Here is a 25,384-nt window from a genome sequence, read left to right as displayed (position 1 = left end):
ACGCCCGGTTACATACCGAACCCGGAAGCTAAGCCTCACAGCGCCGATGGTACTGCAGGGGGGACCCTGTGGGAGAGTAGGACACCGCCGAACAACCTTTCAGAAAAGGTCGGATCCTGAACTTCGGTTCAGGGTCCGGCCTTTTTCTGTTGTGCGTAACGTGTCGTTCACGTTGCGCGCCCAGCATCCAGCACATGGGAACTGCTGCACTGCTCAGGGCCGCCGGCGTCGGAGCCGGTGACGAGGTCGTCGTACCGGCCTTCGGGAACACCGAGGTGGCTGAGGCCGTGATACTGGCCGGCGCGCTCCCGGTGTTCGCCGACATAGACCCGGTGACCTACTGCGTCGCCCCCGAGGCCATAGACGCGGCCATAACCCCCCGTACCGCGGCCGTCGTTGCCGTGCACCGCTTCGGACGGCGGGCCGATATGGGGCGGTTGCTCGCGCTCGGCCGGCGGCACGGGCTGCTCGTGCTGGAACACGCCGAGTCCGAGGCGCCGTACGACGAGACAGCGCAGCGCAGGGAGCGGGCCGGCTATCTCGACGCCAGGCTGAAGGGCGTGCGGACGCCGGACGGCGGGGACGGGCACACCTACCAGCAGTACGTCGTCCGCGTGCCGGGCAACGGCCGGCCGGACCGGGACGCCTTCGCACGCGCCCTGCGGGGCAAGGGAGTCGCCTGCCGGGTACCGGTGAAGACCCCCGTGCACCGGCTGCCGGAGTTCCGCCGCTGCGTGTCACTGCCCGAGACCGAACTGGCCGCCGACGAGACGCTCGCACTGCCGGTGGACGCCTCACTGACGAAACGCGAGATGCAGCGCATCGTCTCCGCCTGCAACGCGCTCGGCGGACTGCTCCAGCCCGCCTTCTGAACAGGCACCGAACGCGTTTGGGAACTCGGGCCAGTCCGGGGTACAGTTTCTTCGTCGCCGCGAGGGAAACCTCGAAAGCGACCGGCCCCTATAGCTCAGTCGGTAGAGCGTCTCCATGGTAAGGAGAAGGTCAACGGTTCGATTCCGTTTGGGGGCTCCAGTGAAAAGGCCCCACCCTTCCGGGTGGGGCTTTTCTCATGCCTCCTGCTGGATTTCCGGGACCCGCATCGTCAGAATCGCCATGTCGTCCGACGGGGCGTCCGAGGCGAAGCGTTCCACCGCGCGCATGATGCGTGCCGCCACCGCCCCCGCCGTCAGGCCCGTGCACGTCGTCAGGACGTCGGCGAGGCCGTCGTCGCCCAGCATGCGCGTGCCCTCCCGGCGTTCGGTGACGCCGTCCGTGACGCAGAGCAGCACGTCACCGGGGTCGAGGGTGACCGTCTCCTCGTACAGCTCCAGGTCCTCCATGACGCCCAGCAGCGGCTGCGGTTCGGCCGCCGCCACGACCGTGCCGTCCTGGCGCAGCCGCAGTGGCAGCGGGTGGCCGGCGCAGACCACCTTCAGCTCGGCGCTCCCGTCCTCCTGCGGGCGCAGCTCGCCGTAGAGGAGGGTCAGGAAGCGGCTGCGGTCGCCCTCGTCGAGGATCGCGGAGTTCAGGCGCTCCAGGACCGCCGGCCCCGACAGCCCCTCGCGGGCCAGCAGGCGCAGGGCGTGCCGGGCCAGGCCGGTGACCGCCGCCGCGTTCGGGCCCGTACCGCAGACGTCGCCGATGGCGAAGCCGTACGCGCCGTTGCCGATGGGGAAGAGGTCGTAGAAGTCGCCGCCGACCTCGTTGCCCTCGCCGGCCGCGCGGTAGATGACCTCCACCTCGACGTTGTCGATGTGCGGCAGGCCCGGCGGGAGCAGGCTGCGCTGGAGTGCCTGGCTGATGGCCGTGCGCTCCGAGTACAGGCGGGCGTTGTCCAGGGCGAGGGCGGCCCGACGGCTCAGGTCCTCGGCCAGCTCCAGGATCTCCTGGCGGAAGTGCTCGTCGGTGGGCTTGCCGAGGGTCAGCATGCCGATGACGCGGTTGCGGGCGACGAGCGGCAGTACGACCGTCTCCCCGCCGACGGCGGAGGCCGTCGCGAGCGTCGGGCCGATGGCGGAGGAGAACTGGGTGGAACCGCCGGCCAGCCCCAGGCTGCGCATGGAGCTGCGCAGTGCCGCCCGGTGGGCGACCTCGCCCGGGATCGTCCAGACGCGGGCGCCGGGCGTGGGCACCGGATCCGGCGGGGAGACCTTCGACAGCAACGACTTGATGCCGTCGATGAGTTCCTCGTCCTCGTGCAGGACGTACGACAGGTACGGCTCGGACGCCTGGTCGGCGATGGTGTACACCGCGCACCAGGTGGCCAGGGTGGGGACGGTCATCTGCGCCATCAGGGCCAGCGTCTGGTCCCGGTCCAGGGTGCCGGCGAGCAGGTCGGAGGCCTCGACCAGGAAGCTCAGGGAGCCGCGGCGCAGCCGTTCCAGCTCGCCGAGGCGGGCCGACTCGACGGCCAGGGCGATGCGGTCGGCGGCGAACTGGAGGCGCAGGGCCTCCTCGTTGGTGTAGCGGCCGGGTGCCTCCGCCGCGACGCCGAGGGAGCCGGTCAGGCGGCCCTCGACCTTCAGCGGGACGGTGACGACCGAACGCATGCCGGTGCCGGCGAGCAGCGGGACGGCACCGGGGACGGCGGCCAGGTCGTCGTGGACGGCGGGCATGCGCGCGGAGCCGTAGCGGCCCGGGCCCGCGTCGACGGGCACGCGTGCGAAGCGCTGGCGTGCGGAGGGCAGGCCGGTGGAGGCGCGGACCTCCAGCTCCGTCTCGTCGTCGGTGGCGAGCAGCAGGAACGCGGAGTCGCCGTCCAGCATGTCCCGGGCGCGCTCCACCGTGCGTTGGAGCAGGCCGTCGAGGTCGTCGGGGGCGGGCGAGCCGATGAACACCTCGAAGGGATCGGTGTTCTGCCCGTCGCCAGACGAGGTCTGGTCGGTGGCCGGGACGCGGGACGGCGTCTGGAGGACGGCGCGCTCGTGGTCCCGGACCAGCAGGCAGACGGTGGACGGCTCGCCGCCGGTGTCGCGCACCCGCAGATGGGAGGCGTACACCTGGACCACGCGGCCGTCGGCGCCGCGGATGCCGTACGTGCCCTCCCAGCGGGACAGCTGGAAGGCCTCGGCGATGCCGGTGCCGGTGCCCGGGGTGTGCGGCCAGGCCGCCAGTTCGGTGAGGGGCTTGCCGACGACCTCGGCCGCGGGGAAGCCGAACAGTTCCTCGGCGTCCTCGTTCCAGGCGCTGACGGTGCCCTTGCGGTCGACCTGGAGGACCGCGACGCGGACCCGTCCGTCGGCCAGCGGGAGCAGGTCGGCGGGCAGGGCGGGGCCGGCGGCGCGGGTGCCGACCGCGCGTGCGGGCAGGTTGAGCTGGAACCAGACGTTCTTGTGGGTGGGGGTGTAGTCCACGCCCCAGCGGGTGGCCAGGGCCGCGCACAGCTGGAGGCCGCGGCCGCCCTCGCGGTCGGGGCTGCCCATGGCGACGGCGCTGCTCTGGAGGGGGACCTCGCGCTCCGGGTAGCGGTCGGAGACCTCGATGCGCACGCCGTCCTCGGTGCGCAGGCACAGCACCTCCGCGTGGGTGCCCGCGTGGACGACCGCGTTGGTCACCAGCTCGCTGGTCAGGACGACGGCGTCGTCGACGATGTCGGCGAACCCCCAGCCCTGGAGGGTGTCGCGGACGAAGGACCGGGCGGTGGCGACCGATCGTCCGACGGGCTCGAAACTGGCAGCCGCGCGCGCGGTGATCACAGAACTCCTCGGCCGGTCGTCGGAGGGCAGGGCTGCGGGGCCGTCCGGCTCGCGCCGCTGTTGCGGCATCCGCTCGCCCGTCGGCTGTGGCTCCGGGGGCTGTCCCCCGGGGATCACTCCGGTGGTCATGGTGTGCGGCCGCCCCTCCGATGCCCGCTCGTGCTCGTGCCACCGCCCAGGCCGGTCGGACCGGTGCGGCTGGACAGCCGCTCGCAAGGTTACTTACCTTCACGGTCCGAGCGGATGCCGGTCGCCGGTGTTCACCCCCCACGGTGTGCGGACGATGTGCGAAGCTGCCGAACTGTTATGGCCTGGTTCGGCCGGGGTGAAACACTGGGCAGGCTTGCGATGGAGGTCGGGTCGGGCTGCGTGCGTTCCGTACGGGTGGGCAGCAGCCCCTGGTGAGGCCGGATCCCGTCTGGGCGGAACTGGCAGGAACACGCAGTAGGAACCGGTGCGCCGGTGCCCGGTGTGCCGATGACGGCACGCCGGGCGGAAGCGGCCGGGCACAGCAGTGGCGGTCTACCCCTCCGGGAGGGACACAGTGGAGTCTGGCGCGGCGACGCGGGGTACGAGGACGCGCGCGAAGGGCGGACCGTCCCTGGGCAGGAGCGGCGCGACCACCGAGGTGGACACGGCGGCCCTGAACCGGCTGCTGGCGGCGCTCGTGTCGATGCGGGACGGGAACTTCCGCAAGCGGCTCACGGTGTCCGGGGACGGCGTGATGTCGGAGATCGCCGCCGTCTTCAACGAGGTGGCGGACCGCAATCTGCACCTCACCGGCGAACTGTCGCGGGTGCGGCGCATGGTCGGACGTGAGGGAAAACTCACGGAGCGGCTGGAGACGGGGGCCTGCGAGGGCTCCTGGGCGGCGGCCGTCGACAACTCCAACGCGCTGGTGGACGATCTCGTCTGGCCCGTGTCGGAGGTCAGCCGGGTGCTCACGGCGGTCGCCGAGGGTGATCTCTCGCCCCGCATGGAACTGCGGACGCAGGGTCCGGACGGTGGCACGGGGCATCCGCTGCGCGGTGAGTTCCTGAAGGTCGGCCGCACCGTCAACAACCTGGTCGACCAGTTGTCGACGTTCACGGACGAGGTCACGCGGGTGGCCAGCGAGGTCGGCACCGAGGGCAAGCTCGGCGGGCAGGCCCAGGTGCGCGGGATGTCGGGTTCGTGGAAGGACCTGACGGAGTCCGTCAACACCATGGCGTACCGGCTGACGGCGCAGGTGCGGGACATCGCGCTGGTGACCACGGCGGTCGCCCGGGGTGACCTGTCCCGCAAGGTGACCGTCCATGTCGCCGGCGAGATGCTGGAGCTGAAGAACACCGTCAACACGATGGTGGACCAGCTGTCGTCGTTCTCCTCCGAGGTGACGCGGGTGGCCCGGGAGGTGGGCACCGAGGGCATTCTGGGCGGTCAGGCGCGGGTGCCCGAGGTGGCCGGCGTGTGGAAGGAGCTGACCGACTCCGTCAACACGATGGCCGGCAACCTGACCGCGCAGGTCCGCGGGATCTCGCAGGTCACGACGGCTGTGGCCAGTGGTGACCTGTCGCAGAAGGTGACGGTTCCGGCGCGCGGCGAGGTCGCGCAGCTCGCCGAGACGATCAACCAGATGACCGAGACGCTGCGGATCTTCGCGGACGAGGTCACGCGCGTGGCGAACGAGGTCGGCGCGGAGGGGCGGCTCGGCGGGCAGGCGAACGTGCCGGGCGCGGCCGGGACGTGGAAGGACCTGACGGACTCCGTCAACACGGTGTTCCGGAACCTGACCACGCAGGTGCGCGACATCGCCGCGGTGACGACCGCCGTGGCCAGCGGTGACCTGTCGCAGAAGGTCACCGTGGACGTGGCCGGCGAGATGCTGGAACTGAAGAACACCGTCAACGGCATGGTGGACCAGCTGTCCTCGTTCGGTGCGGAGGTGACGCGGGTCGCGCGGGAGATCGGTGTCGAGGGTGAGCTGGGCGGCCAGGCGCAGGTACCGGGGGCGGCCGGGACGTGGAAGGACCTGACGGACTCCGTCAACACCGCGTTCCGCAACCTCACCGGACAGGTCCGCAACATCGCCCAGGTGACCACGGCGGTGGCCAACGGCGACCTGTCGCAGAAGGTCACCGTGGACGTCTCCGGCGAGATGCTCCAGCTGAAGAACACCGTGAACACGATGGTGGACCAGCTGTCCTCGTTCGCCGACCAGGTCACGCGGATGGCCCGGGACGTGGGTACGGAGGGCCGGCTGGGCGGTCAGGCCCGGGTGGACGGCGTCTCCGGCACCTGGAAGGAGCTGACGGACTCCGTCAACTTCATGGCGGGCAACCTCACCTCGCAGGTGCGCCAGATCGCCCAGGTGACGACGGCGGTGGCGGGCGGTGACCTGTCGCAGAAGATCGACGTCGACGCGCGCGGCGAGATCCTCGAGCTGAAGAACACGATCAACACGATGGTGGACCAGCTGTCCGCCTTCGCCGACCAGGTGACCCGGGTCGCGCGTGACGTGGGTACGGAGGGCCGGCTCGGCGGGCAGGCGCAGGTGCCCGGGGTCGCCGGTGTGTGGCGGGACCTGACCGACTCCGTGAACGGCATGGCCGGCAACCTCACCGCGCAGGTGCGCAACATCGCGCAGGTCGCCACGGCGGTGGCGCGCGGTGACCTCTCCCAGAAGATCACCGTGGACGCGCGCGGGGAGATCCTGGAGCTGAAGAACACGCTGAACACGATGGTGGACCAGCTGTCGTCGTTCGCGCAGGAGGTCACGCGGGTCGCCCGTGAGGTGGGCACGGAGGGCATGCTCGGCGGGCAGGCCGAGGTCCAGGGTGTCTCCGGCACCTGGAAGGACCTCACGCAGTCCGTGAACTTCATGGCGAACAACCTGACCATCCAGGTGCGCAACATCGCCGAGGTCACCACGGCGGTCGCCAAGGGCGATCTGTCGAAGAAGATCACGGTCGACGCCAAGGGCGAGATCCTCGAACTGGTGACGACGGTCAACACGATGGTCGACCAGCTGTCGAGTTTCGCCGAGCAGGTGACGCGGGTGGCCCGTGAGGTGGGCACCGAGGGCATCCTGGGCGGGCAGGCGCACGTGCCGGGTGTCACCGGTATCTGGAAGGACCTGAGCAACAACGTCAACCTGATGGCCAACAACCTGACCATGCAGGTGCGGAACATCTCCCAGGTGGCCGCAGCGGTTGCCAACGGTGACCTGACGCGGCAGGTGACCATCGAGGCCAGCGGTGAGGTCGCGCAGCTCGCCGACACGATCAACACGATGGTCAAGACGCTGAGTTCGTTCGCCGACCAGGTCACCAAGGTGGCCCGGGAGGTGGGCACGGACGGCATCCTGGGCGGCCAGGCGCACGTACCGGGGGTGGCCGGTACCTGGAAGGACCTCACCGAGTCGGTGAACCAGATGGCGTCCAACCTGACCGGTCAGGTGCGCAACATCGCCATGGTGACCACCGCCATCGCCAAGGGTGACCTGACGAAGAAGATCGACATCGACGCGCGCGGTGAGATCCTGGAGCTGAAGACGACGATCAACACGATGGTCGACCAGCTGTCCAGCTTCGCCGAGGAGGTCACGCGCGTGGCCCGCGAGGTGGGCACGGAGGGGCAGCTCGGCGGCCAGGCACGCGTGCGGGACGTCGACGGCACCTGGCGGGACCTCACCGAGTCGGTGAACGAGATGGCCGGGAACCTGACCCGGCAGGTGCGTGCCATCGCGCGCGTGGCGACCGCGGTGACCCGCGGTGATCTCAACCTGAAGATCGACGTGGACGCCTCCGGCGAGATCCAGGAGCTTCAGGACTACATCAACAAGATGATCGCCAACCTGCGCGACACCACGATCGCCAACAAGGAGCAGGACTGGCTGAAGGGCAATCTGGCCCGCATCTCCGCGCTCATGCAGGGCCGCCGGGACCTGGAGGACGTGGCCTCCCTGATCATGAGCGAGCTGACGCCGGTGGTGTCCGCGCAGCACGGTGCGTTCTTCCTCGCGATGCCGCTGATGGAGGGCAAGGCCACCGATGGCGGCGAGGACGGTTACGAGCTGCGGATGCTGGGCTCGTACGGCTACTCGATGGGCTCCATGCCGACGTCGTTCCGGCCGGGTGAGGCGCTGATCGGCACGGCCGCCGAGGAGAAGCGCACGATCCTGGTGGACAGGGCGCCCAGCGGCTACCTGAAGATCGCCTCCGGGCTCGGCGAGGCTCCGCCGGCGCAGGTGATCGTGCTGCCGGTGCTGTTCGAGGGCGAGGTGCTCGGCGTGATCGAGCTGGCGTCCTTCACGCCGTTCACGCAGATCCAGAAGGACTTCCTCAACCAGATCGCCGAGATGATCGCGACCAGCGTGAACACCATCTCGGTCAACACCAAGACCGAGAAGCTGCTCAAGCAGTCGCAGGAGCTGACCGAGCAGCTGCGGGAGCGGTCGGCCGAGCTGGAGAACCGGCAGAAGGCGCTCCAGGCCTCCAACGCCGAACTGGAGGAGAAGGCCGAGCTGCTGGCCCGGCAGAACCGGGACATCGAGGTGAAGAACACCGAGATCGAGGAGGCCCGGCAGGTCCTGGAGGAGCGTGCCGAGCAGCTCGCGGTGTCGATGCGCTACAAGAGCGAGTTCCTCGCCAACATGTCGCACGAGCTGCGCACGCCGCTCAACTCGCTGCTGATCCTGGCCAAGCTGCTCGCCGACAACGCCGAGGGGAACCTGTCGCCGAAGCAGGTGGAGTTCGCCGAGACGATCCACGGCGCGGGTTCGGACCTGTTGCAGCTGATCAACGACATCCTCGACCTGTCGAAGGTCGAGGCGGGCAAGATGGACGTCTCCCCGACGCGCATCGCGCTCGTGCAGCTCGTGGACTACGTGGAGGCCACCTTCCGGCCGCTGACCGCGGAGAAGGGCCTGGACCTGTCGGTGCGGGTCTCGCCGGAGCTGCCGGCCACCCTGCACACCGACGAGCAGCGGTTGCTCCAGGTGCTGCGGAACCTGCTGTCCAACGCGGTGAAGTTCACCGACTCCGGGTCGGTGGAGCTGGTGATCCGGCCCGCCGGCGCGGCGGTCCCGCAGTCCATCCGGGAGCAGCTGCTGGAGGCCGGTTCGCTGGCCGATCCCGAGGGTGAGCTGATCGCGTTCTCGGTGACCGACACCGGTATCGGCATCGCGGCCAGCAAGATGCGGGTGATCTTCGAGGCGTTCAAGCAGGCGGACGGCACGACGAGCCGCAAGTACGGCGGGACCGGGCTCGGCCTGTCGATCTCGCGGGAGATCGCGCAGCTGCTCGGCGGTGAGATCCACGCGCAGAGCGAACCGGGCCGCGGCTCGACGTTCACGCTGTACCTGCCGCTGCACCCGAGCGAGCTGCCGCCGCAGGGCTACCAGCAGCCTGTGGCCGCGCTGGAGGCCGGTGACCTGGTCGCCTCCGAGGCACGCAGGTCCCTGGAGCTGTCGGCCGCGGAGATCGAGACGCCGGCCGAGGTGAAGTCGTACCGGGAGACGCAGAACGGTCCGGCGGCCCTCTTCCGGCGCCGTCGGCGCAGCCTGCCGGCGGAGGGGCAGCGGGCCGGGCAGTGGGCGGCGGCGACGGAGCAGGAGAGCGCCTCGCAGCCGGGCCGCGCGGTGCGGTTCGGCGGGGAGAAGGTGCTGATCGTCGACGACGACATCCGCAACGTGTTCGCGCTGACCAGCGTCCTGGAGCAGCACGGCCTCTCGGTGCTGTACGCCGAGAACGGCCGTGAGGGCATCGAGGTGCTGGAGCAGCACGACGATGTGGCGGTCGTGCTGATGGACATCATGATGCCGGAGATGGACGGGTATGCGACGACCACGGCGATCCGCAGGATGCCGCAGTTCGCGGGGCTGCCGATCATCGCGCTGACGGCGAAGGCGATGAAGGGCGACCGGGAGAAGGCGATCGAGTCGGGGGCCTCGGACTACGTCACCAAGCCGGTCGACCCCGACCACCTGCTGTCGGTGATGCGCCAGTGGATGAGTCCGGAGTGAGTGCGGCGGGCGGCGGTGCGGCGGGGCGCGGTGCGTCGGGCGGTGCGGCCGGGTGTGGCGTGAACTCGCGGGAACGTCGGGAGGGTGCCGGAGGTTGTTGCATCATGATGGCGGGGAACACGCAGGAATGCGGGATTCCGGGAACCCTCCGGGGCTCCGCCGCGTTTCCTCTATGTGCACAGTGACATCACGGTGACAGGGTGTGGCGACAGGCGGGGTGCGGCTACGATGACCGGCACAAGGACGGGCGGCGAAAGGGAGTCGTCCCCTGGGGCGGCGCCCGGCGTACCGCCGGGGCGAGGAGGGCGGGCCATGGTGCAGAAGGCCAAGATCCTCCTGGTCGATGACCGGCCGGAGAATCTGCTGGCGCTGGAGGCCATCCTCTCTGCGCTCGATCAGACGCTGGTGCGGGCATCGAGCGGGGAGGAAGCGCTCAAAGCGCTGCTCACGGACGATTTCGCGGTCATTCTGCTGGATGTCCAGATGCCGGGCATGGACGGCTTCGAGACGGCGGCGCACATCAAGCGGCGCGAGCGGACCCGTGACATCCCGATCATCTTCCTCACGGCGATCAACCACGGCCCGCACCACACCTTCCGGGGCTACGCGGCGGGCGCGGTGGACTACATCTCCAAGCCGTTCGACCCGTGGGTGCTGCGCGCGAAGGTCTCGGTCTTCGTCGAGCTGTACATGAAGAACTGCCAGCTGCGCGAGCAGGCGGCGCTGCTGCGGCTCCAGTTGGAGGGCGGCGCCGGCAAGGGCGCGGTCGCCGGACGGGAGTCGGCCGGACTGCTCGCGGAGCTCTCCGCGCGGCTCGCGGCCGTCGAGGAGCAGGCCGAGGCACTGTCCAAGCAGCTGGACGACGACTCCGCGGACGCGGCGGCCGTCGCCACGGCGGCCCATCTGGAGCGCAAGCTCACCGGGTTGCGCCGCGCGCTCGACGCTTTGGAACCGGGCACGGGCGGCGGCGCCTCCCTGCCGTCCCAGAACTGACGCGTGCCGGGTCCCGACTTGTCGATGAGCGGGCGTCAGTTCCGGTCCTCCACAGGCGCGACACGAACGGGTGAAGCTGTGGGCACACGTGTCCGCCGTCGTCTCCCCCGGTAACCTCACATCCATGGCCTCACGTCCGTCCGCAGCCAAGAAGCAGCCCGCGAAGAAGGTGGCAGCTCCCGCGAAGGCTGCGGTGAAGAAGGCCGCCGTGAAGAAGGCCGCGGCCAGGAAGGCGCCCGCCAGGAAGCCGGCGGCGAGGAAGGCCGTGCCGCCGAGGCCGGCTCCCAGCGCCACCGGGGGCCTCTACCGGCTCGTGCGCGCCCTCTGGCTGGGTCTCGCGCACGCCGTCGGCGCCGTCTTCCGCGGCATAGGGCAGGGCGCGAAGAACCTCGACCCGGCCCACCGCAAGGACGGCGTCGCCCTGCTGCTGTTCGCCGTCGCCCTGATCGTCGCGGCCGGCACCTGGGCGGATCTGAAGGGGCCCGTCGGCGACCTGGTGGAGATGCTCGTCACCGGCGCCTTCGGCCGGCTCGACCTGCTGGTGCCGATACTGCTCGCGGTGATCGCCGTACGGTTCGTCCGGCATCCGGAGAAGCCGGAGGCCAACGGCCGGATCGTGATCGGCCTGTCGGCACTCGTCGTCGGGGTGCTCGGGCAGGTCCACATCGCCTGCGGCGCGCCCGCGCGCAGCGCCGGCATGCAGGCCATAAGGGACGCCGGCGGCCTCATCGGCTGGGCGGCGGCCACCCCGCTGACGTACGCCGTGAGCGAGGTGCTCGCCGTGCCCCTGCTGGTGCTGCTGACGGTGTTCGGCCTGCTGGTGGTGACCGCCACCCCGGTCAACGCCGTCCCTCAGCGGCTGCGGGCGCTCGGTGTGAGCCTGGGGCTGCTGCCCGACCACGAGACCGACGGGTTCGCCGAGGACGGCACGTACTACGGCGAGGACTACGACGAACAGTGGCGCGAGGCGCCGCCGGCGCGTCCGCGCGGACGCTCCCGCGCCCCCCGGGCGTACGACCCCGGCAGGGCCGAGGAGGAGGCCCTCACGCAGCGCCGCGGGCGCCCCAGGCGCTCCGCCGTGCCCCAGCCGGATCCGCAGCGGCATCCGGACGCCGTGGACGTCGCCGCGGCCGCCGCCGCCTCGCTCGACGGGGCCGTGCAGCACGGCATGCCGCCGTCCCCGCTCGTCGCCGACCTCACGCACGGGGTGGGCGCGGACCACCGCGAGGACACCGCCCCCGTGCCCGCGCCGGCGACCTCGCCGGTCCCGGCACCCGCCACCTCGCCCGTGCCCGCCCCGGCGCCCCGGCCGAAGCAGGAACGGGTCGCGTCCGGACCCGTGCCGGACCTGACCAAGAAGGCTCCCGAGGTGCCCCGGGAGCTGCCCTCGCGCGCGGAACAGCTCCAGCTCTCCGGTGACATCACCTACGCGCTGCCCTCGCTGGACCTGCTCCGGCGCGGCGGCCCCGGCAAGGCGCGCAGCGCGGCCAACGACGCGGTCGTCGCCTCGCTCACCCAGGTGTTCACGGAGTTCAAGGTCGACGCGGCCGTCACCGGCTTCACCCGCGGCCCGACGGTCACCCGTTACGAGGTCGAGCTGGGCCCCGCCGTGAAGGTCGAGCGGATCACCGCGCTCACCAAGAACATCGCCTACGCGGTGGCGAGCCCCGATGTGCGGATCATCAGCCCGATCCCCGGCAAGTCCGCGGTCGGCATCGAGATCCCGAACACCGACCGGGAGATGGTCAACCTCGGTGACGTCCTGCGTCTCGCGGAGTCCGCCGAGGACGACGACCCGATGCTGGTCGCCTTCGGCAAGGACGTCGAGGGCGGGTACGTCATGCACTCGCTGGCGAAGATGCCGCACATGCTGGTCGCCGGCGCGACCGGTTCCGGCAAGTCGTCCTGCATCAACTGCCTGATCACCTCGGTCATGATGCGGGCGACCCCGGAAGACGTCCGGATGATCCTCGTCGACCCCAAGCGCGTGGAACTGACCGCCTACGAGGGCATCCCGCACCTGATCACGCCGATCATCACGAACCCCAAGCGGGCCGCCGAGGCACTCCAGTGGGTGGTCCGCGAGATGGACCTCAGGTACGACGACCTGGCCGCCTACGGATACCGGCACATCGACGACTTCAACCGCGCGGTGCGCGAGGGCAAGGTCAAGCCGCCCGAGGGCAGCGAGCGGGAGCTACAGCCGTACCCGTACCTGCTGGTGATCGTCGACGAGCTGGCCGACCTGATGATGGTCGCCCCGCGGGACGTCGAGGACGCGATCGTGCGCATCACGCAGCTCGCGCGCGCGGCCGGCATCCACCTGGTGCTCGCCACCCAGCGCCCGTCGGTGGACGTGGTCACCGGTCTGATCAAGGCCAACGTGCCCTCCCGGCTGGCCTTCGCCACCTCCTCGCTCGCCGACTCCCGGGTCATCCTCGACCAGCCGGGCGCCGAGAAACTGATCGGCAAGGGCGACGGCCTGTTCCTGCCGATGGGTGCGAACAAGCCGACGCGTATGCAGGGCGCGTTCGTGACCGAGGAGGAGGTCGCGGTCGTCGTCCAGCACTGCAAGGACCAGATGGCGCCCGTCTTCCGGGACGACGTCACCGTCGGCAGCAAGCAGAAGAAGGAGATCGACGAGGACATCGGCGACGACCTCGACCTGCTGTGCCAGGCGGCCGAACTGGTCGTCTCCACCCAGTTCGGGTCGACGTCCATGCTCCAGCGCAAGCTGCGCGTCGGCTTCGCCAAGGCCGGGCGGCTCATGGACCTCATGGAGTCCCGCAGCATCGTGGGACCGAGCGAGGGCTCCAAGGCGCGGGACGTCCTCGTGAAACCCGACGAACTGGACGGCGTGCTCGCGGTGATACGCGGGGAGAGTGAGGGGTAGCGCGAAGGACCGTCCGGCGGGCGTGGGTTACGCCGACCGGCCGGACCCCGTGACCCACCCGTTAGACATCGGTGAGCAACCGTTTCCCTTGGTCGTACGTCCAGTTGAGCGAGAGGACAGGTAGGCCCGCCATCCTGGGGTACCTGCCTGTCCGGCTGTCGGTGTTCCGGGCCGATCCGATGGTGTACAAAGTCCCGCCGCCCGCTTGCCCCACCCTTTCGCACCCCCCCTAGACTGAGCTTCCAGCACAGGTGGCTACACGCTCGAAAGGCGCCCCCGTGTCCCTCGGCAACTCCCCTGAAGACGAGCGTCCGATCCCAGACGAGTCCCAGGAGGCCCGACCCTCCGTGGGCCGTGCCTTGCAGCAGGCGCGGATCGCGGCCGGGCTGACGGTGGACGACGTCAGCAGTGCCACTCGTGTCCGACTCGCCATCGTCCACTCCATCGAGGCGGACGACTTCACCCCCTGCGGCGGCGACGTGTACGCCCGGGGTCACATCCGCACGCTGGCCAGGGCCGTCCACCTCGATCCCGGTCCGCTGATCGCCCGGTACGACGCCGAGCACGGCGGCCGCCCCGCACCCACCCCCGCGGCACCCATGTTCGAGGCGGAGCGGATCCGGCCCGAGCGGCGCGGACCGAACTGGACCGCGGCCATGGTCGCCGCGATCGTCGTGGTGATCGGCTTCGTCGGCTTCACCGCCGTCAAGGGCGGTGGCGGCGGCTCCCGGGCACAGGTCGCCGAGGGTGCCACGCCCGCCGCCGGCAAGACCGCCTCGGCGACGCCGAAGAAGGCGAAGCCCGCCGCGCCGACCGGCGAGCCCTCCGACAGCGCCATCGCCGCCGCACCCCAGGACAAGGTGACCGTGCAGGTCAGCGCGCCCCACGGACGCAGCTGGATCTCGGCCAAGGACCACAACGGCCGGATGCTCTTCGACGGGCTGCTGAAGAAGGGCGAGTCGAAGACGTTCCAGGACAGCACCAAGATCAACCTGATCCTGGGCGACGCGGGCGCCATCGACCTGTACGTCAACGGCAAGAAGATCGACGACACCTTCAAGCCCGGCGCGGTGGAGCGCCTGACCTACACCAAGGGCGACCCGGTGGCCGGCTGACCGGCCCCGCTGCGCGGATGTGACGGAGTCGGCCGGGCTCGGCCAACCCCGTCGACATGGGCTGTCAGCGGGACGAAGTAGTCTTGAGCTCATGCCTGAACGCCGTACCGTCGCACTCGTCACTCTCGGCTGCGCTCGTAACGAGGTGGATTCCGAGGAGCTCGCAGGCCGTTTGGAGGCGGACGGCTGGCAGCTCGTCGACGACGCCGCGGACGCCGACGTCGCCGTGGTCAACACCTGCGGCTTCGTGGAGGCCGCCAAGAAGGACTCCGTCGACGCCCTGCTGGAGGCCAACGACCTCAAGGACCACGGCAGAACCCAGGCCGTGGTGGCCGTGGGCTGCATGGCCGAGCGGTACGGCAAGGAGCTGGCCGAAGCGCTGCCCGAGGCCGACGGCGTGCTCGGCTTCGACGACTACGCGGACATCTCCGACCGCCTCCAGACCATCCTCTCCGGTGGCATCCACGCCGCCCACACCCCCCGGGACCGGCGCAAACTGCTCCCGATCAGCCCCGCCCAGCGACAGGAGTCGGCCGCGGTGGTGGCGCTGCCCGGCCACGCCCCTGCCGACCTCCCCGAGGGCGTCGCGCCCGCCTCCGGCCCCCGTGCGCCGCTGCGCCGCCGGCTGGACGGCGCCCCTGTCGCCTCGGTCAAGCTCGCCTCGGGCTGCGACCGGCGCTGCTCGTTCTGCGCCATCCCCTCCTTCCGCGGCTCCTTCATCTCCCGCCGCCCCAGTGACATCCTCAACGAGACCCGCTGGCTGGCCGAGCAGGGCGTGAAGGAGATCATGCTGGTCTCCGAGAACAACACCTCCTACGGCAAGGACCTCGGCGACATCCGCCTGCTGGAGTCCCTCCTGCCGGAGCTGGCCGAGGTCGACGGCATCGAGCGGGTGCGGGTGAGCTACCTCCAGCCGGCCGAGATGCGCCCGGGCCTGATCGACGTGCTGACCTCCACCCCCAAGGTCGCGCCCTACTTCGACCTGTCCTTCCAGCACTCCGCGCCCGACGTGCTGCGCGCCATGCGCCGCTTCGGCGACACCGACCGGTTCCTCGAGCTGCTCGACACCATCCGCGGCAAGGCACCCCAGGCCGGCGTGCGCTCCAACTTCATCGTCGGCTTCCCCGGCGAGACCGAGTCCGACCTGGCCGAACTGGAGCGCTTCCTGAACGGCGCCCGGCTGGACGCCATCGGTGTCTTCGGCTACTCCGACGAGGACGGCACGGAAGCGGCGACGTACGAGAACAAGCTGGACGAGGACCTCGTCGCCGAGCGGCTGGCGCGGATCTCCCGGCTCGCCGAGGAACTCGTCTCGCAGCGCGCCGAGGAGCGCGTCGGCGAGACCGTGCACGTTCTGGTGGAGTCCGTCGACGAGGAGGAGGGCGTCCACGGCCGCGCCGAGCACCAGGCCCCGGAGACCGACGGCCACGTCCTGCTCACGAGCGGCGCCGGCCTGCGGGTCGGACGTATGGTCGAGGCGAAGGTGGTCGGTACGGAAGGTGTCGACCTGGTCGCCGAGCCGCTGACCGGCTCGCTCGCGTGTAGTGAGGAGGCGGGCAGATGACCGGAGTCCCGGCATCCGCCGCGGGCGGCCCCACCGGCGGCGCGCAGGGCGCTCCGGGCACCGCCGCCGCTGCCGACGGCGACACGTCCGAGGTCTCCGGTTCTGCTTCGGGCCCGGCCACGGCCCACGACGGCGGCGGCAAGCCGGCCCGCGGCGGGAAGATCGCGGCCGCGGCCGTCAACCAGGCCAGCGTCTGGAACGTCGCCAATCTGCTGACGATGCTCCGGCTGGTCCTGGTGCCGGGCTTCGTGGCCCTGATGCTGGCCGACGGCGGTCACGACCCGGCCTGGCGCTCGCTGGCCTGGGCGTCCTTCGCCGTCGCCATGATCACCGACCTGTTCGACGGGCATCTGGCGCGTACATACGACCTGGTCACCGACTTCGGGAAGATCGCCGACCCCATCGCCGACAAGGCGATCATGGGGGCGGCGCTCGTCTGTCTGTCGGCCCTGGACGATCTGCCGTGGTGGGTCACGGCCGTCATCCTCGGCCGGGAACTCGGCATCACCCTGCTGCGTTTCCTGGTCATCCGCTACGGCGTGATCCCCGCCAGCCGGGGCGGCAAGCTCAAGACGCTCACCCAGGGCGTGGCCGTCGGGATGTACGTCCTGCCGCTGACGGGGTGGCTGGCCAGCCTCAGATTCTGGGTGATGGCCGCGGCGGTCGTCCTCACGGTCGTCACCGGCCTCGACTACGTAAGACAAGCCATTGTGTTGCGGCGACAGGGAATGGCCGAGCGCGCGGCGGCGTTGGAGGAGAAGGAAGCGTGAGTTCCGCGGCCACCGAACTGGTGCGACTACTGACAGTGAGGGGCGAGACCCTCGCCGTCGCCGAGTCGCTGACCGGGGGCCTGGTAGCCGCGGAGATCACCGGAGTGCCGGGGGCGTCCCGGGTGTTCCGGGGCTCGGTCACCGCCTACGCCACCGAGCTGAAGCATCGGCTGCTGGGCGTGGACGCCACTCTGCTGGCTCAGCGTGGAGCAGTGGATCCGCAGGTCGCGGCCGAGATGGCGGCCGGAGTCCGCGAGGCGCTGGGAGCCGACTGGGGCATCGCGACCACCGGGGTCGCCGGCCCCGACCCGCAGGACGGCCGGCCCGTCGGGACGGTGTACGTCGCCGTCGACGGACCTCCCACAGCGGGGAGCGGTTCTGCCGGTGGCGGAAAAGTCGAGGGTCTGCGGTTGAACGGCAGCCGTGCGGAAATTCGTATGGAGAGTGTACGGAGCGTACTCGCAGTGCTTCTGGAGCGGCTTGCGGGCGAACAGACCGGGAATGAGCGGGCACAGGATACGGAACGGAACGGGGGGTATTGATGTTTGCAGCCCTGAGTGAACACGACATCGCTCCCCGCACGGCCGCGGCGCGAGGCGGTACGGTGGGGCGAGAAGGATGCGGCTACGCGGTCCGAGGAGGGAGCCACCGATGATTCTGCTCCGTCGCCTGCTGGGTGACGTGCTGCGTCGGCAGCGCCAACGCCAGGGCCGTACTCTGCGCGAAGTCTCCTCGTCCGCCCGAGTCTCACTCGGCTATCTCTCCGAGGTGGAGCGGGGGCAGAAGGAGGCTTCCTCCGAGCTGCTCGCCGCCATCTGCGACGCGCTGGACGTACGGATGTCGGAACTCATGCGAGAAGTGAGCGACGAACTGGCGCTCGCCGAACTGGCCCAGTCCGCCGCGGCCGAGCACGTACCCGCGCCGGTCCGGCCGATGCTGGGCTCCGTCTCGGTGGCCGGCGTGCCACCGGAACGGGTGACCATCAAGGCACCCGCGGAGGCCGTGGACGTGGTCGCCGCCTAGGGTGCGTGTACGCGGCCCGAGAACCCGATACGAGTGTGGCCCCGGCCGGCTCTCCCCAGTGACCCCTGGGAAGCCGGCCGGGGCTTCCGCTTTACCACGCGCTCCGCGCGGGCTCCCGGTCCTTCGTCCGTTTGCCGGAGTCGGGCGGTGCGGTCATCGTGGAGGGACGTGACGGGGCCGAAGCACCGGAGGAAGCGGATGTACGTCGTGAAGAGCCCGTTGGCCGACGCGGACCTGAAGACCGTGTCCGGGGCGCTCCAGGGTGCGCTCGTCGATCTGGTGGACCTCTCCCTGGTCACCAAGCAGATCCACTGGAACGTCGTCGGGCCACGGTTCCGCTCCGTCCATCTCCAGCTGGACGAGGTGGTCGACTCCGCCCGCACGCACTCCGACACCGTGGCCGAGCGGGCGTCGGCGCTGGGCGTCCCGCCCGACGGGCGCGCCGCCTCGGTCGCCTCCGGGAGCGGCATCGGCACCGCTCCGGCGGGATGGATCAAGGACACGGACGCGGTCGGCACCATGGTGGACGCGCTCGGTGCGGTGATCGTCCGCATGCGGGAACGGGTGAACGCGACCGGCGAGGCAGACCCGGTCTCCCAGGACATCTTCATCGGCATCACCGCCGACCTGGAGAAGCACCACTGGATGTTCCAGGCGGAGCACGCGTAACGGCTCACCGGAGGACGGCGGCCCCCGGTGCCGGTCCGTCCGTGGAGCGAGTGTCCGGCGTTGCCTCGGTGAGCCCGTGGTGCGCCTCCCGAGCGGGACGGGCGACGGTCTGGCGTCCGGCTGGAGGTGGTGGCGGGCATGGTGGGGCGAATAGTGCGCTACGGGGTGGCACTCGGCTGCGGCGCGGCCTGGTGGTGGGCCGTGCTGCGGCTCGCCGTGGGCGAGGGCCCGGGTGTGCTGGAAGGTGCCGTCGTGTTGGGCGGCTGGGGGCTGAGCGTGCTGCCCGTGCACTGCGCGCCCAAGCGGCGCGCTGCCGGGGCCGTGCCCCCCGGCAGCTGGGAGGCCGCTTGGCGGGCGGGCGACATCACCACGGCGCCGCAGCCCCCCTTGGGCGAAGTGTCGGACTCCTCGTGAAGGCGCGAGGGCGCCGGCGCGTGAGGGTGCCGGGATGGTGCCGGGGTGCGGGGGTGCAGCGCTGCCGGGGCGTGGTGGTGTGGCGGTGCCAGGGCGTGGTGGTGAGGTGTCGGGGTGCGGGGTGGTGAGGTGCCGCGGTGCCGGTGTGCAGGGTGGTGAGGTGTCGGGGTGTCTCGTGGCGGGCGGTCAGCCGGTGCGGCGGGGGTACTTCTCGCGCCAGCGTTGCGGTGAGCCCGGTGCGGGAGTGGGGCCCGTCTGGCACGTGGGGCACCAGTACGTGGGCCGTTCCTGGGAGCCGTCGCCCTGGTCGGCCACCCGCACCGGGGTGTGGCAGCGCAGGCACGGGCGGGACGCGCGGCCGTAGACGAACAGGTCCTGTCGGGGCAGGCCGGTGGTCTGCCGGACCGGGCGGTCGCGGTTCGCCTCCAGCAGCTTCTTGGCCAGGAGGGGCAGCTTCTCGGCGCGGTCCGCAGGGAGTGCGCCGGCCGGCAGCCAGGGGGTCACGCCGAGCAGGAAGCACAGCTCGCTCTTGTACACGTTGCCGATGCCGGCCAGGTTGCGCTGGTCGAGCAGGGCCTCGCCGAGCTGACGGGCGGGGTCCGCGAGGATGTTGGCCAGAGCGCGCTCGGGGTTCCAGTCCGGGCCGAGCAGGTCGGGGCCGAGGTGGCCGACGACCCGTTCCTCGTCGGTCGTGTGCAGCAGCTCCAGGACCGTGAGGCGGTAGCCGACGGCCGCGCGGTCGGCGGTGGTGAGGACCGCGCGGATCTGGTGCGCCGGGCCGCCCCGCCAGCGCTCGCCCGTGCCGAACACCTTCCACGCTCCCTCCATGCGCAGATGCGTGTGCAGGGTCAGACCGCCCTCGAACCGGGTGAGCAGGTGCTTGCCGCGCGGGATCGTGTTCAGCACCGTGCGGCCGGCCAGGTCGACCGTCGCGTACTTCGGCACCCGGAAGTCGCTCCGGGTCAGCGCCCTGCCCGCGAGGGCCTCGTGCAGCCGTCGCGCGGCCTGCCAGACCGTGTCACCTTCGGGCATGCGTCAAGAGTGCCACGCGCTCGGCGCGGCCACGGTGCCGGTCATGCTCTCAGGCGCAGGCCACGGGGTGTCGCCACGAATCCCGCCGTCTCCAGGAGGGCGCCCACGGGCGAGGTCAGGGCCTGGGCGCCGTTGATCCGCTCGACCGTGACCGTGCCGAGCGAACCCGCGCGGGCCGCCGCGGCCAGCGCCTCGGCGGCCGTACCGAGACGGGGGTCGTCGGAGGTGTCGGTGTCCGGGGCGGCGGGCCAGGCCAGCAGTGTCTTGCCGCCGCGCTCCATGTACAGCGTCAGCTCGCCCTCCACCAGTACGACCAGTGAGCCCGCCTTGCGGCCCGGCTTGTGCCCGGCCCCGGTCGGCGGCTCCGGCCAGGGGAGGGCGGCGCCGTAGGCGTTCGCGGGGTCGGCCGCGGCGAGGACCACCGCCCGGGGGTCGGGTGCCGGGGTGCCCGTACGGCCGTTGCCCTGGCTCCGGTGCGCGGCCGGACCGTAGGGAGCGGAGCCGTAGGGGCGCGAGCCACCGGGGGAGGCGTAGGGGGCGGGGCCGCCTCCGCGGGGGCCGCCGTAACCGGGGGAGGCGAAGGGGTCGGCGAGGCCGCGGGGCGCGCTGTCACCGGCGGTGGTGGGGCGGTCCTCCGGCGGCCACGTGAAGTCGCCGTCCAGACCGGGGTGGGCGAGACCGCCGTCGGTCCCGTCGAAGGTGCCGGGGGGTGTGTGGCCGTGCAGAGTGCCGTCGGCTGTGCCGAAGGGCGCGTCGAACGGGGCGCCGAACGGATTGGGGAAGCCCGGGTCGGCGAAACCGTTCGCGCCGCCCGGGGCCCCGAAGCCGCTGGGACCGGCCGGGACGGGCAGGCCCTGCGACCGCTCGCGGGCGTTCGCCACCGCACGCAGGCGGTCCACCGCGCCGTCCATCGCGAACTGGGCCGCGCCCAGCCCCTCGACCACGTAACCACGCCGGGCCTGGCCGCTCTCCTCGAACACGGACAGCACCCGGTACACCGCCGAGAAGCCGCCCTCGACACCCTCCGCGGCGACCGCGCCGCGGGTGACCACGCCGTGCCGGTCCAGGAGCGTGCGGGCCAGCGCGTGCGCGCGCACGGTGGCGTCCGGCTCGGCCGCGGGCAGCAGCGACCAGCGGCCGGCGACGGTCGGCGGGCCGGTGCGGGAGGCGGTGCGCGCCGCGGCCGTCAGGGAGCCGTACCGGCCGCGCGGGACGCTGCGCTTGGCACGGTGCGCGGTCGAGCCCGCGGTACGGCCCGAGCCCAGCAGGGAACGCATCGGTGCCAGCGTGTCGTTGGTGAGCCGGCCCGACCAGGCCAGGTCCCACAGCACGTCGGCCAGTTGCGGGTCGGTGGCTTCCGGGTGGGCGGTGGCCCGGACCTGGTCGGCGATCTGCCGGAAGAACAGGCCGTAGCCGCCGGAGAGGGTGTCCAGGACGGACTGGTGCAGCGGGGTCAGCTCCAGCGGGTGCGGTGACGGCAGCAGCAGCGGTGCCGCGTCGGCCAGGTAGAGGGAGACCCAGCCGTCCTTGCCGGGCAGGGCGCCCGCTCCGGCCCACACCACCTCGCCCGCGGCGGTCAGCTCGTCGAGCATCGAGGGTGTGTAGGCGGCCACGCGGGAGGGCAGGACCAGCTTCTCCAGCGCGGAGGCGGGCACCGAGGCACCCTGCAACTGCTCCACCGCGCGCACCAGTCCGTCGATGCCCCGCAGCCCGTGGCCCTTGCCGATGTGCTGCCACTGCGGCAGGAACTGCGCGAGCGCGGGCGGCGGCACGGGTTCCAGTTCGTGCCGCAGGGCTGCCAGGGAGCGGCGGCGCAGGCGGCGCAGTACGGCCGCGTCGCACCACTCCTGGCCGATGCCCGCCGGATGGAACTCGCCCTGGACGACTCGGCCGTTGGCGGCGAGCCGTTGCAGGGCGCCCTCCGTGACCGCGACACCCAGGCCGAAGCGGGCCGCCGCCGTGGCCGAGGTGAACGGGCCGTGGGTGCGGGCGTACCGCGCGAGGAGGTCGCCCAGCGGGTCCTTGACCGGCTCGGTGAAGGCCTCGGGGACACCGACGGGCAGCGCCGTGCCGAGCGCGTCGCGCAGCCGGCCCGCGTCCTCCACGGTCGCCCAGTGCTCGGCGCCCGCGATCCGCACCCTGATGGTGCGGCGGGCGGCGGCCAGCTCCCGCGCCCACTGCGGGTCCGCGCCCCGTGCGACCAGCTCTGCGTCGGTCAGCGGGCCGAGCAGACGCAGTATGTCGGCGACCCCCTCCACGTCCTTGACCCGGCGGTCCTCCGTGAGCCACTGGAGTTCGCGCTCCAGCTCGGTCAGCACCTCCGCGTCGAGCAGTTCGCGCAGCTCCGCCTGGCCCAGCAGCTCGGCCAGCAGCCTCGAGTCCAGGGACAGCGCGGCGGCACGGCGCTCGGCCAGCGGGGAGTCACCCTCGTACAGGAACTGGGCGACGTACCCGAACAGCAGGGAGCGGGCGAACGGTGACGGCTCCGGGGTGGTGACCTCGACCAGGCGCACCCTGCGGGACTCGAGTTCGCCCATCAGCTCGACCAGCCCGGGAACGTCGAAGACGTCCTGGAGGCATTCGCGGACCGCCTCCAGGACGATCGGGAACGAGCCGAACTCGCTCGCCACCTGGAGCAACTGGGCGGCCCGCTGCCGCTGCTGCCACAGCGGGGTGCGCTTGCCCGGGGTGCGGCGCGGCAGCAGCAGCGCGCGGGCGGCGCACTCGCGGAACCGGGAGGCGAACAGCGCCGAGCCGCCGACCTGGTCGGTGACGATCTGGTCGACCTCGCCCTTGTCGAAGGCGACGTCCGCCGCACCGACCGGGGCCTGGTCACCGTCGTACTCGGTGCCGGCCTTCACCGGCTCCTGGTCCAGCAGGTCCAGGCCCATCAGGTCGGCGTCGGGCAGGCGCAGCACGATGCCGTCGTCGGCGTGCATGACCTGCGCGTCCATGCCGTACCGCTCGGACAGGCGCGCGCCGAGGGCGAGCGCCCAGGGGGCGTGGACCTGGGCACCGAACGGCGAGTGCACGACGACCCGCCAGTCGCCCAGCTCGTCCCGGAACCGTTCCACGACGATCGTCCGGTCGTCCGGGACATGGCCGCAGGCCTCGCGCTGCTCGTCGAGGTACGACAGCACGTTGTCCGCCGCCCAGGCGTCCAGACCCGCGGTGAGCAGGCGCAGCCGGGCGTCCTCCTTGGACAGCGAGCCGACCTCGCGCAGGAACGCGCCGACCGCGCGGCCCAGTTCGAGCGGACGGCCGAGCTGGTCGCCCTTCCAGAAGGGCAGCCGGCCCGGCACGCCCGGCGCCGGGGAGACCAGAACCCGGTCGCGGGTGATGTCCACGATGCGCCAGGAACTCGTGCCCAGCGTGAAGACGTCGCCCACCCGGGACTCGTAGACCATCTCCTCGTCCAGCTCACCGACCCGGCCGCCGCCCTTCTTGGGGTCGGAACCGGCGAGGAAGACCCCGAACAGGCCACGGTCCGGGATCGTGCCGCCGGAGGTGACGGCGAGACGCTGGGCGCCGGGCCGGCCGGTGACCGTCCCGGCCACCCGGTCCCACACCACGCGCGGGCGCAGCTCCGCGAACGCGTCCGACGGATAGCGGCCCGCGAGCATGTCGAGCGTCGCCGTGAACGCCGACTCGGGGAGCGAGGCGAACGGGGCGGCGCGGCGGACCACGGCGAGCAGGTCGTCGAACTGCCAGGTGTCCAGCGCCGTCATGGCGACCAGCTGCTGCGCGAGCACGTCCAGCGGGTTCGCGGGCACCTTCAGGGACTCGATGGCGCCCGTGCGCATCCGCTCGGTGACCACGGCCGCCTGGACGAGGTCCCCCCGGTACTTCGGGAAGACCACACCGGTGGAGACGGCGCCGACCTGGTGTCCCGCGCGGCCCACGCGCTGGAGGCCCGAGGCGACGGAGGGCGGGGACTCGACCTGCACGACGAGGTCCACGGCACCCATGTCGATGCCCAGTTCCAGGCTGGACGTGGCGACCACCGCGGGCAGCCGGCCCGCCTTCAGGTCCTCCTCCACCAGGGCGCGCTGCTCCTTGGAGACCGAGCCGTGGTGCGCGCGGGCGATCACGGGGGGCGCGCCCTGGGCCGCGCCCGAGCCGCCCATCAGCTGGGCCGGGGCGTGGTGCTCGTCCAGGGGTTCGCCGGTGGCGCGCTCGTACGCGATCTCGTTGAGCCGGTTGCACAGCCGCTCGGCCAGCCGGCGGGAGTTGGCGAAGACGATCGTGGAGCGGTGGGACTGGACCAGGTCGGCGATCCGCTCCTCCACCTGCGGCCAGATCGACGGCCGCTCGCCGCCCCCGGCCGCGTCGGCCGCCGGGGAACCGCCCAGCTCGCCCATGTCCTCGACCGGGACGACCACGGACAGGTCGAACTCCTTGCCGGACTCCGGCTGGACGATCTCCACCTTGCGGCCCGGTGACAGATACCGGCCCACCTCGTCCACCGGGCGCACGGTCGCCGACAGGCCGATCCGGCGGGCGGGCCTCGGCAGCAGTTCGTCCAGCCGCTCCAGGGAGAGCGCGAGGTGCGCGCCGCGCTTGGTGCCCGCGACCGCGTGCACCTCGTCCAGGATCACCGTCTCCACGCCGGCCAGCGCGTCGCGCGCGGCCGACGTCAGCATCAGGAACAGCGACTCGGGGGTGGTGATGAGGATGTCCGGCGGGCGCGTGGACAGCGCGCGGCGCTCGGCGGCGGGGGTGTCACCGGAGCGGATGCCGACCCGGATCTCGGGCTCGGGCCGGCCCAGGCGCACGGATTCCTGGCGGATGCCGGTCAGCGGACTGCGCAGATTGCGCTCGACGTCGACCGCGAGGGCCTTCAGCGGCGACACGTACAGCACCCGGCAGCGCTTCTTCGGGTCCGCCGGGGGCGGGGCCGAGGCCAGCTGGTCCAGGGCGGCGAGGAACGCGGCCAGCGTCTTGCCCGAGCCGGTCGGGGCGACCACCAGCACGTCCGAGCCCTCCCGGATGGCCTGCCACGCGCCGGCCTGGGCCGCGGTGGGCGCGGAGAACGCCCCCGTGAACCAGCCGCGGGTCGCGGGGGAGAAGCCGTCCAGGGCTCGGTGTGCGGAGCTGACCATGCGTCCATCCTGCACCCACCCACTGACAATCGCCCTGACCTGGGCAAATCCGGACGAGCGAGGTTCCTGCGCCCCGCGGGCGCCCCACCGCGGTGCGGGCGGGCGGCGCG

At 71.8% G+C, this 25,384-nt stretch carries 14 protein-coding genes, 1 tRNA gene and 1 rRNA gene; 13 read left to right on the top strand and 3 right to left on the bottom strand.

Going from position 1 to position 25,384, the window contains the following annotated elements; translation table 11 throughout:
- From rrf to AB0F03_RS32380, 3 genes are all read left to right on the top strand, one after another.
- Positions 1 to 93: ribosomal RNA gene (rrf, locus tag AB0F03_RS32390) — 5S ribosomal RNA — on the top strand; the annotation flags it as partial.
- Between the two features lie 116 nt (positions 94 to 209).
- Positions 210 to 872 (top strand): DegT/DnrJ/EryC1/StrS family aminotransferase, encoded by a 663-nt coding sequence (locus AB0F03_RS32385; RefSeq protein ID WP_361998574.1) that lies wholly within the window; start codon positions 210 to 212, stop codon positions 870 to 872.
- Between the two features lie 84 nt (positions 873 to 956).
- A tRNA-Thr gene (locus tag AB0F03_RS32380) sits at positions 957 to 1,032 on the top strand.
- Between the two features lie 35 nt (positions 1,033 to 1,067).
- Here the strand turns inward: AB0F03_RS32380 and AB0F03_RS32375 are convergent.
- Positions 1,068 to 3,824 (bottom strand): SpoIIE family protein phosphatase, encoded by a 2,757-nt coding sequence (locus AB0F03_RS32375; protein WP_361998563.1) that lies wholly within the window; start codon positions 3,822 to 3,824, stop codon positions 1,068 to 1,070.
- A 415-nt stretch (positions 3,825 to 4,239) separates the two neighbouring features.
- On the opposite strand from AB0F03_RS32375, the gene AB0F03_RS32370 reads away from it, so the two are divergent.
- The 10 genes from AB0F03_RS32370 (at position 4,240) to AB0F03_RS32325 (ending at position 19,140) form a co-directional block, all read left to right on the top strand.
- Positions 4,240 to 9,699 carry a HAMP domain-containing protein gene (locus AB0F03_RS32370; protein ID WP_361998561.1) on the top strand — a complete coding sequence of 1,820 codons (5,460 nt, stop codon included), beginning with the start codon at positions 4,240 to 4,242 and terminating at the stop codon, positions 9,697 to 9,699.
- A gap of 312 nt (positions 9,700 to 10,011) precedes the next feature.
- Positions 10,012 to 10,692, top strand: a complete 681-nt coding sequence (locus tag AB0F03_RS32365) for a response regulator (RefSeq protein ID WP_361998559.1) — start codon at positions 10,012 to 10,014, stop codon at positions 10,690 to 10,692.
- A gap of 124 nt (positions 10,693 to 10,816) precedes the next feature.
- On the top strand, positions 10,817 to 13,585 hold the full coding sequence (locus AB0F03_RS32360) for a DNA translocase FtsK (RefSeq protein WP_361998556.1): 2,769 nt from the start codon (positions 10,817 to 10,819) through the stop codon (positions 13,583 to 13,585).
- A gap of 278 nt (positions 13,586 to 13,863) precedes the next feature.
- Positions 13,864 to 14,700, top strand: a complete 837-nt coding sequence (locus AB0F03_RS32355; protein WP_361998553.1) for a RodZ domain-containing protein — start codon at positions 13,864 to 13,866, stop codon at positions 14,698 to 14,700.
- A 91-nt stretch (positions 14,701 to 14,791) separates the two neighbouring features.
- Complete coding sequence (gene rimO / locus AB0F03_RS32350) at positions 14,792 to 16,264, top strand: 30S ribosomal protein S12 methylthiotransferase RimO (protein ID WP_361998550.1); 1,473 nt, start codon at positions 14,792 to 14,794, stop codon at positions 16,262 to 16,264.
- The gene (gene pgsA / locus AB0F03_RS32345) at positions 16,261 to 17,034 is read left to right on the top strand and encodes a CDP-diacylglycerol--glycerol-3-phosphate 3-phosphatidyltransferase (RefSeq protein WP_361998547.1); all 774 of its coding nucleotides are present in this window, start codon (positions 16,261 to 16,263) and stop codon (positions 17,032 to 17,034) included. The genes rimO and pgsA overlap by 4 nt, the downstream gene beginning before the upstream one ends.
- Positions 17,031 to 17,576 carry a CinA family protein gene (locus tag AB0F03_RS32340; RefSeq protein ID WP_361998544.1) on the top strand — a complete coding sequence of 182 codons (546 nt, stop codon included), beginning with the start codon at positions 17,031 to 17,033 and terminating at the stop codon, positions 17,574 to 17,576. The genes pgsA and AB0F03_RS32340 overlap by 4 nt, the downstream gene beginning before the upstream one ends.
- Positions 17,577 to 17,685: 109 nt before the next feature.
- Positions 17,686 to 18,057, top strand: coding sequence for a helix-turn-helix transcriptional regulator (locus AB0F03_RS32335; RefSeq protein WP_361998542.1), 372 nt, complete (start codon positions 17,686 to 17,688; stop codon positions 18,055 to 18,057).
- Between the two features lie 198 nt (positions 18,058 to 18,255).
- A complete protein-coding gene (locus tag AB0F03_RS32330; RefSeq protein ID WP_361998539.1) occupies positions 18,256 to 18,726 on the top strand; it encodes a DNA starvation/stationary phase protection protein in 471 nt (156 codons plus the stop codon).
- Positions 18,727 to 18,864: 138 nt separating this feature from the next.
- On the top strand, positions 18,865 to 19,140 hold the full coding sequence (locus tag AB0F03_RS32325; RefSeq protein WP_361998537.1) for a hypothetical protein: 276 nt from the start codon (positions 18,865 to 18,867) through the stop codon (positions 19,138 to 19,140).
- Between the two features lie 186 nt (positions 19,141 to 19,326).
- Here the strand turns inward: AB0F03_RS32325 and AB0F03_RS32320 are convergent, their stop codons facing one another.
- Together AB0F03_RS32320 and AB0F03_RS32315 are read right to left on the bottom strand one after the other, a co-directional pair.
- Positions 19,327 to 20,172, bottom strand: a complete 846-nt coding sequence (locus AB0F03_RS32320; RefSeq protein ID WP_361998534.1) for a DNA-formamidopyrimidine glycosylase family protein — start codon at positions 20,170 to 20,172, stop codon at positions 19,327 to 19,329.
- 41 nt (positions 20,173 to 20,213) lie between these two features.
- On the bottom strand, positions 20,214 to 25,274 hold the full coding sequence (locus AB0F03_RS32315) for an ATP-dependent helicase (protein WP_361998531.1): 5,061 nt from the start codon (positions 25,272 to 25,274) through the stop codon (positions 20,214 to 20,216).
- Between the last annotated feature and the right edge of the window lie 110 nt (positions 25,275 to 25,384).

Source organism: Streptomyces sp. NPDC028722 (genome assembly GCF_040637655.1).
GTDB lineage: Bacteria > Actinomycetota > Actinomycetes > Streptomycetales > Streptomycetaceae > Streptomyces.
The sequence above is the reverse complement of the archived record's forward strand: the minus strand, read 5'-3'. Positions and strand labels throughout refer to the sequence as shown.

Bases quoted from the DNA above. Each gene is read 5' to 3' on its own strand.
- AB0F03_RS32375 (WP_361998563.1), bottom strand. From the start codon at position 3,824: ATGACCACCGGAGTGATCCCCGGGGGACAGCCCCCGGAGCCACAGCCG.
- AB0F03_RS32365 (WP_361998559.1), top strand. From the start codon at position 10,012: ATGGTGCAGAAGGCCAAGATCCTCCTGGTCGATGACCGGCCGGAGAAT.
- AB0F03_RS32360 (WP_361998556.1), top strand. From the start codon at position 10,817: ATGGCCTCACGTCCGTCCGCAGCCAAGAAGCAGCCCGCGAAGAAGGTG.
- rimO (WP_361998550.1), top strand. From the start codon at position 14,792: ATGCCTGAACGCCGTACCGTCGCACTCGTCACTCTCGGCTGCGCTCGT.
- pgsA (WP_361998547.1), top strand. From the start codon at position 16,261: ATGACCGGAGTCCCGGCATCCGCCGCGGGCGGCCCCACCGGCGGCGCG.
- AB0F03_RS32335 (WP_361998542.1), top strand. From the start codon at position 17,686: ATGATTCTGCTCCGTCGCCTGCTGGGTGACGTGCTGCGTCGGCAGCGC.
- AB0F03_RS32330 (WP_361998539.1), top strand. From the start codon at position 18,256: ATGTACGTCGTGAAGAGCCCGTTGGCCGACGCGGACCTGAAGACCGTG.
- AB0F03_RS32325 (WP_361998537.1), top strand. From the start codon at position 18,865: ATGGTGGGGCGAATAGTGCGCTACGGGGTGGCACTCGGCTGCGGCGCG.
- AB0F03_RS32320 (WP_361998534.1), bottom strand. From the start codon at position 20,172: ATGCCCGAAGGTGACACGGTCTGGCAGGCCGCGCGACGGCTGCACGAG.
- AB0F03_RS32315 (WP_361998531.1), bottom strand. From the start codon at position 25,274: ATGGTCAGCTCCGCACACCGAGCCCTGGACGGCTTCTCCCCCGCGACC.